At 71.6% G+C, this 15,659-nt stretch carries 10 protein-coding genes; 4 read left to right on the top strand and 6 right to left on the bottom strand.

Annotated elements, in window-relative coordinates:
- Positions 1 to 47: 47 nt before the first annotated feature.
- From mshC to ACFVZH_RS23995, 3 genes are all read left to right on the top strand, one after another.
- Positions 48 to 1,277: a cysteine--1-D-myo-inosityl 2-amino-2-deoxy-alpha-D-glucopyranoside ligase gene (gene mshC, locus ACFVZH_RS24005; RefSeq protein WP_384900095.1), complete on the top strand. Its 1,230-nt coding sequence runs from the start codon at positions 48 to 50 to the stop codon at positions 1,275 to 1,277.
- Positions 1,278 to 1,392: 115 nt separating this feature from the next.
- Complete coding sequence (locus ACFVZH_RS24000; RefSeq protein WP_384900093.1) at positions 1,393 to 4,449, top strand: NPCBM/NEW2 domain-containing protein; 3,057 nt, start codon at positions 1,393 to 1,395, stop codon at positions 4,447 to 4,449.
- A 172-nt stretch (positions 4,450 to 4,621) separates the two neighbouring features.
- Positions 4,622 to 5,593, top strand: coding sequence for a superoxide dismutase (locus tag ACFVZH_RS23995; protein ID WP_384900091.1), 972 nt, complete (start codon positions 4,622 to 4,624; stop codon positions 5,591 to 5,593).
- 72 nt (positions 5,594 to 5,665) lie between these two features.
- On the opposite strand, the gene ACFVZH_RS23990 is transcribed toward ACFVZH_RS23995, so the two are convergent.
- The 6 genes from ACFVZH_RS23990 to ACFVZH_RS23965 form a co-directional block, all read right to left on the bottom strand.
- On the bottom strand, positions 5,666 to 6,847 hold the full coding sequence (locus ACFVZH_RS23990) for a PAC2 family protein (protein ID WP_384900089.1): 1,182 nt from the start codon (positions 6,845 to 6,847) through the stop codon (positions 5,666 to 5,668).
- Positions 6,848 to 6,989: 142 nt separating this feature from the next.
- On the bottom strand, positions 6,990 to 8,051 hold the full coding sequence (locus ACFVZH_RS23985; RefSeq protein WP_384900087.1) for an LLM class flavin-dependent oxidoreductase: 1,062 nt from the start codon (positions 8,049 to 8,051) through the stop codon (positions 6,990 to 6,992).
- A 100-nt stretch (positions 8,052 to 8,151) separates the two neighbouring features.
- Positions 8,152 to 9,756 (bottom strand): FAD-dependent oxidoreductase, encoded by a 1,605-nt coding sequence (locus ACFVZH_RS23980; protein ID WP_384900085.1) that lies wholly within the window; start codon positions 9,754 to 9,756, stop codon positions 8,152 to 8,154.
- A 5-nt stretch (positions 9,757 to 9,761) separates the two neighbouring features.
- Positions 9,762 to 11,288 (bottom strand): glycerol kinase GlpK, encoded by a 1,527-nt coding sequence (gene glpK, locus ACFVZH_RS23975; protein ID WP_384900083.1) that lies wholly within the window; start codon positions 11,286 to 11,288, stop codon positions 9,762 to 9,764.
- A 34-nt stretch (positions 11,289 to 11,322) separates the two neighbouring features.
- Positions 11,323 to 12,081, bottom strand: coding sequence for an MIP/aquaporin family protein (locus ACFVZH_RS23970; protein ID WP_384900081.1), 759 nt, complete (start codon positions 12,079 to 12,081; stop codon positions 11,323 to 11,325).
- A 278-nt stretch (positions 12,082 to 12,359) separates the two neighbouring features.
- Positions 12,360 to 13,124, bottom strand: a complete 765-nt coding sequence (locus ACFVZH_RS23965) for an IclR family transcriptional regulator (protein WP_384900079.1) — start codon at positions 13,122 to 13,124, stop codon at positions 12,360 to 12,362.
- Positions 13,125 to 13,368: 244 nt separating this feature from the next.
- Here ACFVZH_RS23965 and ACFVZH_RS23960 point away from each other — a divergent pair.
- The coding region (locus ACFVZH_RS23960) for a homocysteine S-methyltransferase family protein (RefSeq protein WP_384900077.1) at positions 13,369 to 15,659 on the top strand (2,291 nt) is incomplete at its 3' end.

Raw genomic sequence — 15,659 nt, 5'->3', positions numbered from 1 at the left:
CCGGATCCGGTTCGTATCCGGAACACCTGTCCGGTTACGCTCGGGTCATGCATGCCTGGCCCGCTTCTGAGGTCCCCGCCCTTCCCGGCAAGGGCCGCGACCTCCGGATCCACGACACCGCGACCGGCGGACGAGTCACCCTCGCCCCCGGCCCCGTCGCCCGTATCTACGTCTGCGGCATCACGCCGTACGACGCGACCCACATGGGTCACGCGGCGACCTACAACGCGTTCGACCTCGTTCAGCGCGTGTGGCTCGACACCAAGCGGCAGGTGCACTACGTCCAGAACGTGACGGACGTGGACGACCCGCTCCTGGAGCGCGCGATCCGCGACGGCGTCGACTGGGTCGGCCTGGCCGAGCGCGAGACCGCCCTGTTCCGCGAGGACATGACCGCCCTGCGGATGCTGCCCCCGCAGCACTACATCGGCGCCGTCGAGGCCATACCGGGCATCGTCCCGCTCGTCGAGCGGCTCCGGGAGACGGGCGCCGCCTACGAGCTCGAGGGCGACGTCTACTTCTCCGTCGACGCCGACCCGCACTTCGGGCAGGTCTCGAACTACACCGCCGAGCTGATGCGCCACCTCTCCGCCGAACGCGGCGGCGACCCGGAGCGCCCCGGCAAGAAGAACCCGCTCGACCCGATGCTCTGGATGGCCGCCCGCGAGGGCGAGCCGAGCTGGGACGGCGCGAGCCTCGGCCCCGGCCGCCCCGGCTGGCACATCGAGTGCGTCGCCATCGCCCTCGACCACCTCGGCATGGGCTTCGACGTGCAGGGCGGCGGTTCCGACCTGATCTTCCCGCACCACGAGATGGGTGCCTCCCACGCCCAGACCCTCACCGGCGAGTACCCGATGGCCAAGGCGTACGTGCACGCTGGCATGGTCGCGCTGAACGGCGAGAAGATGTCGAAGTCCAAGGGCAACCTGGTCTTCGTCTCCAAGCTCCGCCGCGACGGCGTCGACCCGGCCGCCATCCGGCTCGCGCTCCTCTCCCACCACTACCGCGCCGACTGGGAGTGGACCGACCAGGTCCTCCAGGACGCCGTGGAGCGCGTCGGCCGCTGGCGCGCCGCAGTGTCCCGCCCCGACGGCACGTCCGCCGACGCGCTCGTCGAGGAGCTCCGCGAGGCCCTCTCCGACGACCTGGACACCCCCGCCGCGCTCGCCGCGGTGGACCGCTGGGCCGCACGGCAGACGGCCGAGGGCGGCGACGACGACTCCGCCCCCGGACTGGTCTCCCGCGCCGTCGACGCCCTCCTCGGTGTCGCCCTGTAGGAGCCGTTCCCACACAACTCCCTTTTGTGCAACCGCCCCCGGACTTCCTCAAGAAGTCCGGGGGCGGTTCCTTTTTGTCCTGTCGCGATGCTCGAATCTGCGCTAAATAGGCCCCATGCAATCATCAATGCGCATGAGAGCAGCAGTCGTCGGAGCGTTCCTCGGGTTCGTCGCCACCCTCGCGGGACCCGGTGCCACCGCCACGGCCGACCCGTCCGACACCACCGTGGGCGACGTGACCGGCTTCGCCGCCGACGGCTCCGTCTACCGGCTGACCGCCGGCCGGGCCGAGGCCCGCGTCTCCTTCGTCACCGCCGACACCTTCCGCATCGAACTCGCCCCCGACGGGAAGTTCACCGACCCCACCGGCACCGACATCACCCTCCCCCAGGGCCCGCCGCCCGCCACCCGCTGGCGGGACCTCGGCGACCGGTACGAACTCGCCACCGCCGACGTGACCCTGCGCGCCTACAAGGCACCGCTCCGCTTCGCGGCCGTCCGCGCCGACGGCACCCCGCTCTGGACCGAGACCCAGGGCCTCACCTGGAACCAGGACCGCACCGTCCAGACCCTCGCCCGAGGCGCCACGGAGCAGTTCTACGGCGCCGGCATGCAGAACGGCCGCGGCAACACCTCCCACCGCGACAAGACCGTCGAGGTCGGCGTCGACTACAACTGGAACGACGGCGGCCACCCCAACTCCGTCCCCTTCTACCTCTCCTCCGCCGGCTACGGCGTCTACCGCAACACCTACGCCCCCAACACCTACGCCTTCACCGAGCCCGTCACCACCACCGCGAAGGAACAGCGCTTCGACGCCTACTACTTCGCCGGCACCGGCCGCGACGCCGCCAAGGACGTCATCGGCCAGTACACCCGGCTCACCGGCAAGCCCTTCCTGCCGCCCGTGTACGGCCTGGAGATCGGCGACGCCGACTGCTACCTCCACAACGCCAACCGAGGCGAGCGCCGCACCCTGGACGCCCTGAAGGTCGCCGACGGCTACGCCGCCCACGACATGCCCAACGGCTGGATGCTCGTCAACGACGGCTACGGCTGCGGCTACGAGAACCTCGCCGAGGCGTCCGCGGGACTCGGCGAGCGGGGCATGAAGCTGGGCCTGTGGACCGAGGACGGCATCGGCAAGCTCGAAGAGCAGGTCAAGGCCGGCCAGCGGGTCGCCAAGCTCGACGTCGCCTGGGTCGGCGAGGGCTACAAGTTCGCCCTCGACGGCTGCAAGGACGCCCACGCCGGCATCGAGGCGTACAGCGACGCCCGGGGCTTCACCTGGGCCCCCGAGAGCTGGTCCGGTGCCCAGCGCTGCGGCGTCCAGTGGTCCGGTGACCAGTCCGGCAGCTGGGAGTACATCCGCTGGCAGATACCCACCTACGCGGGCGCGTCCATGTCCGGCCTCGCCTACACCACCGGTGACGTCGACGGCATCTTCGGCGGCAGCGCCAAGACGTACACCCGCGACCTCCAGTGGAAGACCTTCCTGCCCGTCACCATGACCATGGACGGCTGGGCCGCCAACGACAAGCAGCCCTTCCGCTACGGCGAGCCGTACACCACGATCAACCGCGCCTCCCTCAAGCTCCACGAGGCCCTGCTCCCGTACATCTACAGCCACGCGTACCAGGCCACGAAGACCGGCGTCGGCCTCGCCCGGCCGCTCGCCCTGGAGTACCCGGACGACCCGAAGGCCGCGAGCGACGCCGCCAAGTACGAGTTCCTCAGCGGCGAGGACTTCCTGGTGGCCCCCGTCTACCAGGACGCCGTCGAACGCGACGCCATCTACCTGCCCGAGGGCACCTGGATCGACTACTGGAACGGGCGCGCCTACCAGGGCCCGGTGACGATCGACGACTACAGCGCCCCGCTCGACACCCTGCCCCTCTTCGTACGGGCCGGGGCGGCCGTCCCGATGTGGCCCGGCGGCATCCGCTCGTACACCGACCGCGCCCCCGGCGACCCGATCGCCTGGGACGTCTACCCCAAGGGCAGCTCGTCCTTCGACCTGTACGAGGACGACGGCGTCACCCGCGAGCACCGCACCGGCCGGTACGCCACCCAGCGTGCCGAGGTGCGCGCCCCGAACGCCGGCCCGGGCGACGTGACCGTCCGCATCGGCGCGAGCAAGGGCACGTACACGGGCAAGCCGGCCGTCCGGCCGTATGCCTTCACCGTCCACACCGGCGACGCCCCCGGCGCGGTCAGGCTCGACGGGCGCAAGCTGCCCGCTCTCGCCTCCCGTGCCGCCTTCGACGCCGCCGCCGAGGGCTGGTGGTACGACCGCGACGAGCGTGGGGGAGTGGTCCGGGTCAAGACGGCCGCCCTCTCCACCGCCCGTGACTTCGAACTGCGGCTGACCGACACCAGCGCGGTCGGCGGCGCCGTACCGGGCGCCTCCGCCGTCCTGGCCGCCCCCGCCGGGCAGGAGCTGGGTGCCGGCGTTCCCGGCACCGTCGCCGTGGACGTCACCGCCGGCACCAGGGACGCCACCGACGTACGGGTCTCGCTCGACGTCCCGGCCGGCTGGCAGGTCGCCCCGGCGGCGCCCCTCGCCCGCGTCCCGGCCGGCACCACCCGCCGGGTCGAGGTGACGGTCACCCCCGCGGCCGACGCCAAGCCCGGCGAGGCCACCCTCACGGCGACCGCCCGCCACCGCGCGGCCGGCACCGACCGCACCGCCACCCAGCGGCTCGCGGTCGGCGTGATGCCCCCGCCGCCCACGGACGACGCCTGGGCGAGCGACCTCGTCTGGCTGCGCTCCACCAACGGCTGGGGACCGCCCGAACGCGACCGCTCCAACGGCGAGTCCGGCGCCGCCGACGGCCGGAGCCTCACCCTCGCGGGCACGACCTACGAGAAGGGGATCGGCGCCCACGCCGACTCCGACATCGAGGTCTACCTCGGCGGCCGCTGCACCGCCCTCACCGCCGACGTCGGCATCGACGACGAGATCAACGGCTACGGGGACGTGGCCTTCTCCGTCGAGGCCGACGGCAAGGTCCTGTGGACCTCGCCCCGGCTGACCGGCGCCTCCGCGACCCTGCCCGTGAACGTCGACGTGACCGGCGCCCGACACGTCCGGCTGAAGATCACGGACACCAACGGGTCCAAGAGCGGCGACCACGGGGACTGGGCGGCGGCCCGCTTCAGCTGCGCCTGATCTCCGGCGGGTGATCGGCCGCGCCCGGTTCCCTGCGGCCGATCACCCGCTGCCGGTCTCCTGCGGCCGATCTGAGCCTCGCGCGAGCGAGATCAGGCCAAGTCCCCTGCGCGGAGCGTGCGTCGTGATGGGCTGTGCGTGCCAGTAGACCGTTTGTACGAAAGGGCACGCAGTGGAGCATCCCCTCGCACGCAGAGGATTCCTGGGAGCCGCCGTCGCCCTCGGCGCGGCGGCTCTCACCGGCCCCCTAGCCGCGGGCACGGCGCAGGCGGCCGCCCCCGGGCGGTGGCCCACCGACATTCCGCTTCCGAAGGGCTTCCAGCCCGAGGGCGTGGCCATCGGCCGCAGCCCGTACGCCTACTTCGGCTCGCTCCGCGACGGAGCCGTCTACCGGGCCTCGCTGGCCACCGGCGAGGGCCGGATCGTCCACCAGGGCCTCGGCGACGGGCACATCACCGTCGGACTCAAGATCGACCGGGCCGAGCGGCGGCTCTTCCTCTCCGGCGGCTGGAGCCGGGAGATCCGCGTCGTCGACGCCCGCTCCGGCGCGCTGCTGCGCCACTTCACCGGGCTCGGCGCGGACAGCACCATGGTCAACGACGTCGTCCTCACCCCGGGCGCCGCCTGGTTCACCGACTCCTTCCAGCCGCAGCTGTACCGGCTCGCCATCGGCCGCACGGGCGAGCCCGGCGACGAGATCACCACCGTGCCGCTCGGCGGCGACTGGACCCAGGGCGCCGACTTCACCGCCAACGGCATCGAGCGGACCCCCGACGGCCGGGCCCTGCTCGTGGTCAACTGCGCCAAGGACGGCGGTTCCCTGATGCGGGTCGACCCGCGCACCGGACTCGCCCGCACGGTCGACCTCGGCGACCTGCGGATCCCGAACGGCGACGGACTGCTGCTCCTGGGCCGCGACCTGTACGTCGTCCAGCAGGCGGTCAACCAGATCGACGTGGTCCGGCTCGACGCGACCGGGTCGCGCGGCACCGCCATCGCCCGGATCACCGACCCGGAGCGCTTCCGCGTCCCGACCACCGCGGCGGCCTGGGGCGACCGGATCTACCTGCCCAACGCCCGGTTCGGCCTGGACCCGGACCCCACCACCGTCGCGTACGACGCGGTGTCCGTGCCGCGGGTCTGATCCCCCGCCCGGGCGCGCACGGGCCCGGAAAGCCGAACGGGAGGGGCGGCCGCGCCACCCCTCCCGTACCGGTCACTCCGCTGCTTCGCCGCCCCGGCCCTCGGCCGGCGGCTCGGGCTCGGCGCCCGGGCCGGCGTCCGGCTCACCGCCCGGGTCGGGCTCGCCCCCCGGTGCGGCGGCGGCCTCCGTGTCGGATTCCGGCGCCGCCTTCGCGCCCGGTTCCGGGGCCGCCTCCGTGCCCGGGGCCGCTTCCGTGTCCGGGGCCGCCTCCGGCGTCGGTGTCGCCTCCGCGCCCGGTACGGCCTCGGGCCCCGGCTGTTCCGGCTTCGGCGGTCGCGTCCGGCCGCTGCCGGTGTCCCGCAGGAACGGCGAGTCGCCGCCGTCCGTCGCCATGCCGGGCCCGGGCCCCGTGCCGGGCTCGCGCCGCCGCAGATACCGCTCGAACTCGCGGGCGATGGCCTCGCCCGAGGCTTCCGGCAGCTCCGCCGTGTCCCGCGCCTCCTCCAGGGTCTGCACGTACTCGGCGACCTCGCTGTCCTCGGCGGCCAGCTGGTCCACGCCCAGCTGCCAGGCCCGCGCGTCCTCCGGCAGCTCGCCCAGCGGGATGCGCAGACCGATCAGGTCCTCCAGGCGGTTGAGGAGCGCGAGCGTCGCCTTGGGGTTCGGCGGCTGCGACACGTAGTGCGGCACCGCGGCCCACAGGCTCACCGCCGGCACGCCCGCGTGCGTGCACGCCTCCTGGAGGATGCCCACGATGCCGGTCGGGCCCTCGTACCGGGTCTCCTCCAGGTCCATCGTCCGCGCCAGGTCCGGGTCGGACGTGACCCCGCTGACCGGGACCGGACGGGTGTGCGGGGTGTCGCCGAGCAGCGCGCCCAGGATCACCACCATCTCCACGCCCAGTTCGTGGGCGAAGGCGAGCAGCTCGTTGCAGAAGGAGCGCCAGCGCATGGAGGGCTCGATGCCCCGGACGAGCACCAGGTCGCGGGGCTTGTCGCCGCCGACCCGCACCACGGAGAGCCTGGTCGTCGGCCAGGTGATCTTCCGGACGCCGTTGTCCAGGAAGACCGTGGGCCGGTTGACCTGGAAGTCGTAGTAGTCCTCGGCGTCCAGCGCCGCGAACACCTCGCCCTTCCATTCCCGGTCCAGGTGGGCGACCGCGGTGGAGGCGGCGTCGCCGGCGTCGTTCCAGCCCTCGAACGCGGCCACCATGACCGGGTCGATCAGCTCGGGTACCCCCTCGAGCTCGATCACCCAGCGCCTCCTTATTCGAAGTTCCTGTCGTACGGACCAACCTTAAGGCTTTCCGGCGGTCCGTCCGCAGCCCCCGGACATCCCCGAAAACCCGTGCGGCCTTGATCGACTACCCAGGAACTCCCCTCCGCACACGGCGGCCTCACTCCTCCCAGAGCGTGCTCGGCGCCTCCCTCCGCACCACCGGCGCGATCTCCTCCGCGAAGCGCTGGAGCGTCTCGGTCTGCTCGGCCGTCGACTGGCCGAAGGTGTCGACCGTGACCGACTGCAGGTCGTGCCCGTAGTGCCGGTGGTAGCCGAGGATCTTGTCGATGATCTGCTGCGGCGATCCGATCAGCTGGGGGCCGTCCGCGATCGCGTCCTCGATGGTGCGGAACGGCGTGTTGTACCCGGCCCTGCCCTCCAGGTGCGGCTTGAAGCTCTGCCGCACCTTCGCCTCGTACAGGTCCTTGTAGCGGGCGACCGCCCGCTCGGCGGTGTCGGCGATGAGCAGGCCGCCGGAACCGGCCGCCACGCGCGCGTGGGCCGGGTCGTGGCCGTACTCCTCGAACTTCTCGCGGTAGTGGGCGATGAGCTTCGCGTACGCCTCCCTCGGCTGGATCGCGTTGGCCGTGAAGAGCGGGTCGCCGTGCTTCGCCGCGAGCTCGGGGGAGTTCAGGCTGGTGGCCGAGCCGTGCCAGATCCGGGGCGGTCCCGCGTACGGGCGCGGCACCGTGGTGACGTCCTTCAGCGGCGGGCGGAACTCGCCCTCCCAGTCGACGCCCTCCTCCGTCCAGAGCCGGCGGAGCAGCTCGTACTTCTCCTTCTGGAGGTCCCACTGCCGCTCCTCGTCCAGCCCGAAGAGGTCGAAGTGCCCGGCCTCCGCGCCCTTGCCGACGACGAGTTCGAGCCGGCCCCGGGAGAGCTGGTCGAGCGTGGCGTAGTCCTCGGCGACCCGGACGGGGTCGAGGATCGCGACCACGGTGACGCCGGTGAGCAGCCTGATCCGGGTGGTGCGGGCGGCGAGTGCGGCGAGCAGGACGGTCGGGGCCGAGGAGAGGAACGGGCCCGCGTGCCGCTCTCCCACCGCGTACGCGTCGAAGCCGAGCCGTTCGGCGGTCTCCCCGAGCGTGACCACCTGCTCCAACCGGTCGGCGGCGGAGAGGAGTTCGCCGGTCAGCGGGTGCGGGGAGTGGTGGACGATCGACAGCACCTGAAACTTCATGCGTCCACTCTGCGCGCCGAGTGTTGCGGCCGTGTGGACGGCGCGTGGCACGCCGAAGGAGCGGCTCCTCGACGAGGAACCGCCCCTGTGTCCGCGGGAGTTACTTCCGCAGCATCGACTCGACCTCGGAGCGGATCTCGTCCGTCGCGAGACCGCGGATCGTCAGCGTCGTACGGCGGCGCAGCACGTCGTCCGCCGTCTCGGCCCACTCGTGGTCGCGGGCGTAGGCGACCTGCGCCCAGATCTCCGGCGCGTCCGGGTGGATGCGGCGGGCGAGCTCCGGGTTCTCGTTCGCCATGCGGGCGATGTCGAACGACAGCGAGCCGTAGTGCGTCGCCAGGTGCTTGGCGGTGTCGGCGGCCATCCGGGGGCCGGGGGCCGGACCGTCGACCAGCAGCCGGTGGGCGACCGCGTTCGGGTTGGCTATGCCGGGCAGCGGCAGCCGCTTCGGCAGCGTGGACACCGGCTCGTAGTCCTCGCCCAGCGGGTGGCCGGGGAGCTGCTCCAGCTTCTTCATGACCGTACGGCCGATGTGGCGGAAGGTCGTCCACTTGCCGCCGGCCACCGACAGCATGCCGCCGCGGCCCTCGGTGACGACCGTCTCGCGCTTGGCCTTGGAGGTGTCGCCGGGACCGCCGGGGAGCACCCGCAGACCGGCGAAGGAGTAGGTGATGAGGTCGCGCGACAGCTGCTGGTCGCGGATGGAGAAGGCGGCCTCGTCCAGGATCTGGGCGGTGTCCTTCTCGGTGACCTCGACCTGGCCCGGGTCGCCCTCGTACTCCTCGTCGGTGGTGCCGAGGAGCAGCATGTCCTCCCAGGGGAGGGCGAAGGTGATGCGGTACTTGTCGATCGGGGTGGCCAGCGCGGCCTTCCACGGCGCGGTCCGCTTGAGGACCAGGTGCGCGCCCTTGGAGAGGCGGATGGAGGGGGCCGCGTTGGGGTCCTCCATCTTGCGCAGGTGGTCGACCCACGGGCCGGTCGCGTTCAGCACGAGACGGGCGGTCACGCCGAACTCGTCGCCGCTGGTGCGGTCCTTCAGTTCGGCGCCGGTGACCCGGCCGCGGGTGAAGCGCAGCCCGGTGACCTCGGCGTGGTTGAGGACGGTGGCGCCGGCGTCGACCGCCGCGCGGACCGTCATCAGCGCCATGCGGGCGTCGTTCATCTGGTCGTCGCCGTAGACGGCGACGGCCTTGAGGTTGTCCGTCCGCAGCTCCGGCACGTCCTGCGCGGCCTTGGCGGGGGAGAGCAGGTGACCGACGCCGTCGCCGAAGGCCGAGAGGGCGCTGTAGGCGAAGACGCCGGCGCCGAGCTTGGCCGCGCCGTGCGGGCCGCCCTTGTAGACGGGCAGGTAGAAGGTGAGGGGGTTGGCGAGGTGCGGTGCCACCTGACGGGAGACCGCACGCCGCTCGAAGTGGTTCTCCGCCACCAGCTTGACCGCGCCGGTCTGCAGGTAGCGCAGACCGCCGTGGAGGAGCTTCGAGGAGGCGGAGGAGGTGGCGCCGGCGAAGTCGCCGGCGTCCACCAGGGCCACCCGCAGGCCCGACTGCGCGGCGTGCCAGGCGGTGGAGATGCCCAGGATGCCACCGCCGATCACCAGGAGGTCGTACGTCGCCTTGGAAAGCTGGTCCCGGGTCTCGGCGCGGCTCGGGAGAGAGCCGGACGCCGGGTGCGTCCCGAGGGCAGGGACGCTCTGCAGGGTGGTCATGTGTCTTACTCCTCGTCCTCGATCCAGCCCATGGTCCGCTCCACGGCCTTGAGCCAGCTCTTGTACTCGCTGTCACGCCTGTCGGCGTCCATGCGAGGGGTCCATTCCGCCGCGCGGCGCCAGTTGGCGCGCAGCGCGTCGGTGTCCGGCCAGAAGCCGACGGCGAGGCCGGCGGCGTAGGCGGCGCCGAGGCAGGTGGTCTCGGCGACCATCGGACGCACGACGGGCGCGTCCAGGAAGTCCGAGAGGGTCTGCATCAGCAGGTTGTTGGAGGTCATGCCGCCGTCGACCTTGAGCGCGGTCAGCTCGACGCCGGAGTCCTTCGTCATGGCGTCGGTGATCTCGCGGGTCTGCCAGGCGGTGGCCTCGAGCACGGCGCGGGCGATGTGCGCCTTGGTGACGTACCGGGTGAGGCCGGCGATCACACCGCGGGCGTCGGAGCGCCAGTACGGGGCGAACAGGCCGGAGAAGGCCGGGACGAAGTAGGCGCCGCCGTTGTCCTCGACCGAGGACGCGAGGGTCTCGATCTCGGCGGCGGACTTGATCAGGCCCATCTGGTCGCGCATCCACTGCACCAGCGAACCGGTGACGGCGATCGAGCCCTCCAGGGCGTAGACCGGCTTGGCGTCGCCGATCTGGTAGCCGACCGTGGTCAGCAGGCCGCTGTAGGAGTTGATGATCTTGTCGCCGGTGTTCATCAGCATGAAGGTGCCGGTGCCGTACGTGGACTTCGCCTCGCCCTCGGCGAAACAGGTCTGGCCGAACAGGGCCGCCTGCTGGTCGCCCAGCGCGGAGGCGACCGGGATGCCGTCCAGGACGCCGCCCTTGACCTGGCCGTAGACCTCGGCGGAGGAACGGATCTCGGGCAGCAGGGTCGCCGGGATCTCCATGGACTGGAGGATCTTGTCGTCCCACTCCATGGTGTGCAGGTTCATCAGCATGGTGCGCGAGGCGTTGGTGACGTCGGTGACGTGGACGCCGCCGTCGGTGCCGCCGGTCAGGTTCCAGATGACCCAGGAGTCCATGGTGCCGAAGAGGATGTCGCCGCGCTCGGCGCGCTCGCGCAGGCCCTCGACGTTGTCGAGCAGCCAGCGGACCTTCGGGCCGGAGAAGTACGAGGCGAGGGGCAGGCCGGTCTCGCGGCGGAAGCGGTCCTGGCCGACGTTGCGGCCGAGCTCCTTGCAGAGGGCGTCGGTGCGGGTGTCCTGCCAGACGAGGGCGTTGTGGACGGGCTCGCCGGTGTTCTTGTCCCAGAGCAGCGTGGTCTCGCGCTGGTTGGTGATGCCGATGGCCTTGACGTCGGAGGCGGCGATGCCGCCCTTCGTCAGGGCGCCGGCGACGACCTCCTGGACGTTGGTCCAGATCTCGGCGGCGTCGTGCTCGACCCAGCCCGGCTTCGGGAAGATCTGCTCGTGCTCCTTCTGGTCGACGGAGACGATCCGGCCGTCCTTGTCGAAGACGATGCAGCGCGAGGAGGTGGTGCCCTGGTCGATGGCCGCGATGAACGGGCCGGAGGTGTGTGCGTCGGTCACGGTGTGCTCCAAGGGGGTCTGGAGGAAAGACGGCTCAGGCGAACGCGATGTTGTAGATACCCGCGGCGATGGCGCCACCGATCAGCGGTCCGACGACCGGGATCCAGGAGTAGCTCCAGTCGGAGGTGCCCTTGTGCGGCAGCGGGAGCAGGGCGTGCACGATGCGCGGGCCGAGGTCACGGGCCGGGTTGATCGCGTAGCCGGTCGGGCCGCCGAGCGAGAGGCCGATGGAGACCACGACGAACGCGGTGATCAGGGCGCCTATGACGCCGAGGCCCTTGCCGCTGTCGTTGAGGCCCTGGGTGAGCACGGCCAGCACGAGCACCACGGTGCCGATGATCTCGGTCGCCAGGTTCTGCCAGGTGTTACGGATCTCGGGGCCGGTGGAGAAGATGCCGAGCACCGGGCCGGGGCCCTCGATCGGCTTCGTGCCCGATGCCTCGGGGTCGGCGAGGTGCGCCTGGAACTGGCCGTAGTAGGCCACCCAGACCAGCGCGGCGCCGATCATCGCGCCGAGCATCTGGCCCGCGAGGTAGACGGGGACGTTGCCCCACTCCCCGTCCTTGATCGCGATGCCGACCGTGACGGCGGGGTTCAGATGGGCGCCCGAGAGGGAAGCGGTCATGTAGACGGCCGTCATGACGGCGAAGCCCCACCCGAAGGTGATCGCGAGCCAGCCCGCGTTGCGGGCCTTGGAGCCCTTGAGCGTGACGGCGGCGCACACACCGCCGCCGAGCAGAATGAGAACGGCGGTACCGATGGTCTCGCCGAGGAAGATGTCGGAGCTGGACACCCGCGACTCCTTTGTCCTTCGTCCAGGGGAAGGCGAACCCCGGGTCCCTCCGGTGGTCCGCGCCCTCGTGTTGAGGGCGTTACCGGCCCTTGGCACTGCCACACCATAGCGTGTATTGCCGTTAGGTGTTCGGCAATGCCGACCGGTGAACGGAAGTTTTGCCCCCGGCTCAACAGCGCGTCAAGGGTCCCGGACACGAAAAACCCGCCGATAACGGGATCGTTACCGACGGGTTCGGTCGTGCGCGGGAGCCGCGGGAGGTGTGTCCCCGCGGCGTGTCAGAAGCGGTTGGCCCCCAGGTCCCGCGACACCGCGCGGGCGCAGTCCCGTACCGCCGCCACCAGCTCGGGCCGCAGCTCCCCGCCCGGGCAGAGCCGCTCCACGGCGCCGGTCACCGCCACCGCGCCCACCGGCATCCGCCGCCGGTCGTGGATCGGCGCCGCCACCGAGGCCACGCCCTCCCAGGTCTCCTCGGCGTCCGCCGCCCAGCCGCGCGCCCGCACCAGGTCGAGCAGCTCCTCGAACTCGACCGGCGCCGTGGTCGTGCGGGGCGTGAACGCCTCCCGCTCGACCTCCAGCACCTCGCTGTGCGCCACCGGGTCGTACGCCGAGAGGACCTTGCCCAGTGCCGTGGAGTGCAGCGGCTGCATCGCCCCCACCTCCAGGACCTGGCGGCTGTCGTCCGGCCGGAAGACGTGGTGCACGATCAGCACGCCCCGCTGGTGCAGTACCCCCAGGTGCACGCTCTCGCCGCTGGACCGGGCCAGGTCGTCCGTCCAGACCAGGGCGCGCGCCCGCAGCTCGTGCACGTCCAGATAGCTGTTGCCGAGCCGCAGCAGCTCCGCGCCCAGCTGGTAGCGCCCCGAGGCCGGCTCCTGCTCGACGAAGCCCTCCGCCTGGAGGGTGCGCAGGATGCCGTGGGCCGTGCCCTTGGCGAGTCCCAGTGAGGACGCGATGTCCGACAGGCCGAGCCGGCGCTCGCCGCCGGCGAGCAGTCGCAGCATGGCCGCCGCCCGTTCAAGCGACTGGATGTTCTTCGCCATCGCCCGGCCCCTTATCCCTCTCACACTGTTCGACAATGCTGAACACTATCGGTCGATGCCGACCTTGCGTTACACCTGACAGTGTCGGCCAAGAACGGGTCGGACCGGGAGTCCCCGCACACAGGATGCCGTCCGCCCCGTGGGACGCCGTGTCCACCCCGGGCCGAGCGCGGTTACGCTGGCCACGTGCACCCTCCACCGAGGGTGCAAAGCCGACAGCCGTCGCATCCCAGGGAGCTCATCCATGGCCTCGTTGCCGACCCCTTCCGCTGACAGCCGGACCCGTGCCGCAGCCCTCCGCGAGGCGCTCGCGAGCCGGGTCGTCGTCGCCGACGGAGCCATGGGCACCATGCTCCAGGCCCAGGACCCCACCCTCGAGGACTTCCAGGACCTCGAAGGCTGCAACGAGATCCTGAACATCACCCGCCCCGACATCGTCCGTTCGGTCCACGAGGCGTACTTCGAGGCCGGCGTCGACTGCGTCGAGACGAACACGTTCGGCTCCAACCACTCGGCCGCGGGTGAGTACGACATCGCCGACCGCATCTTCGAGCACTCCGAGGCGGGCGCCCGGATCGCCCGCGAGGTCGCCGACGCGTACGGCTCCCGGGACGGCCGGCAGCGCTGGGTCCTGGGCTCCATCGGACCGGGCACCAAGCTGCCCTCCCTCGGCCACACCCGGTACGAGGTGCTGCGGGACGGCTACCAGCAGAACGCCGAGGGCCTGCTGGCCGGCGGCGCGGACGCCCTGATCGTCGAGACGACCCAGGACCTGCTCCAGACCAAGGCGAGCCTGGTCGGCGCGCGCCGCGCGATGGCCGCCTTCGGCCTGGACGTGCCGCTGATCTGTTCCCTCGCCTTCGAGACCACCGGCGTCATGCTGCTCGGCTCGGAGATCGGCGCGGCGCTGACCGCCCTGGAGCCGCTCGGCATCGACATGATCGGCCTGAACTGCTCGACGGGCCCGGCCGAGATGAGCGAGCACCTGCGCTACCTCGCCCGCCACTCGCGCACGCCGCTGATGTGCATGCCGAACGCGGGTCTGCCGATCCTGACCAAGGACGGCGCGTACTTCCCCCTGACGCCCCCGGAGATGGCCGACGCGCAGGAGAACTTCGTCCGCGACTACGGCCTCTCGCTGGTCGGCGGCTGCTGCGGTTCGACGCCCGAGCACCTGCGCCAGGTCGTCGAGCGCGTCCACGGCATCACGCCCCCCGAGCGCTCGCCCCAGCCCGAGCCCGGCGCCGCCTCGCTCTACCAGACCGTGCCGTTCCGCCAGGACACCGCGTACCTGGCGATCGGCGAGCGGACGAACGCCAACGGTTCCAAGAAGTTCCGCGAGGCCATGCTCGACGGCCGCTGGGACGACTGCGTCGAGATGGCCCGCGACCAGATCCGCGAGGGCGCGCACATGCTCGACCTGTGCGTGGACTACGTCGGCCGCGACGGCGTCGCCGACATGGAGGAGCTGGCCGGCCGCTTCGCGACCGCCTCCACCCTCCCCATCGTCCTGGACTCCACCGAGGTCGACGTCCTGCGCGCCGGCCTGGAGAAGCTCGGCGGCCGGGCGGTCATCAACTCCGTCAACTACGAGGACGGCGACGGCCCCGAGTCCCGCTTCGCCAAGGTGACCCGGCTGGCCCAGGAGCACGGCGCCGCGCTGATCGCCCTCACCATCGACGAGGAGGGCCAGGCCCGTACCGTCGAGCACAAGGTCGCCATCGCCGAGCGGCTCATCGACGACCTCACCGGCAACTGGGGCATCCACGAGTCCGACATCCTCATCGACGCCCTGACCTTCACGATCTGTACCGGTCAGGAGGAGTCCCGCAAGGACGGCATCGCCACCATCGAGGCCATCCGCGAGCTGAAGCGCCGCCACCCGGACGTCCAGACCACGCTCGGCCTCTCCAACATCTCCTTCGGCCTCAACCCGGCCGCCCGCATCCTGCTGAACTCCGTCTTCCTCGACGAGTGCGTCAAGGCCGGCCTCGACTCGGCGATCGTGCACGCCTCGAAGATCCTGCCGATCGCCCGCTTCGACGACGAGCAGGTCACCACCGCCCTCGACCTGATCTACGACCGCCGCGCCGAGGGCTACGACCCGCTCCAGAAGCTGATGGCGCTCTTCGAGGGCGTCAACACCAAGTCGATGAAGGCCGGCAAGACCGAGGAACTCCTCGCCCTGCCCCTGGACGAGCGCCTCAAGCGCCGGATCGTCGACGGCGAGAAGAACGGCCTGGAGGCCGACCTCGACGAGGCCCTCACGTCCCGGCCCGCCCTCGACATCGTCAACGAGACCCTGCTCGACGGCATGAAGACCGTGGGCGAGCTGTTCGGCTCCGGGCAGATGCAGCTGCCGTTCGTGCTCCAGTCGGCCGAGGTCATGAAGACCGCGGTGGCGTATCTGGAGCCGCACATGGAGAAGTCCGACGCGGCCGGCAAGGGCACGATCGTGCTGGCCACCGTCCGCGGCGACGTCCACGACATCGGCAAGAACCTCGTCGACATCATCCTGTCCAACAACGGCTACAA

The sequence above is a fragment of the Streptomyces sp. NPDC059534 genome, assembly GCF_042743475.1.
GTDB lineage: Bacteria > Actinomycetota > Actinomycetes > Streptomycetales > Streptomycetaceae > Streptomyces.
This window is presented reverse-complemented; position numbering and strand designations above follow the sequence as displayed.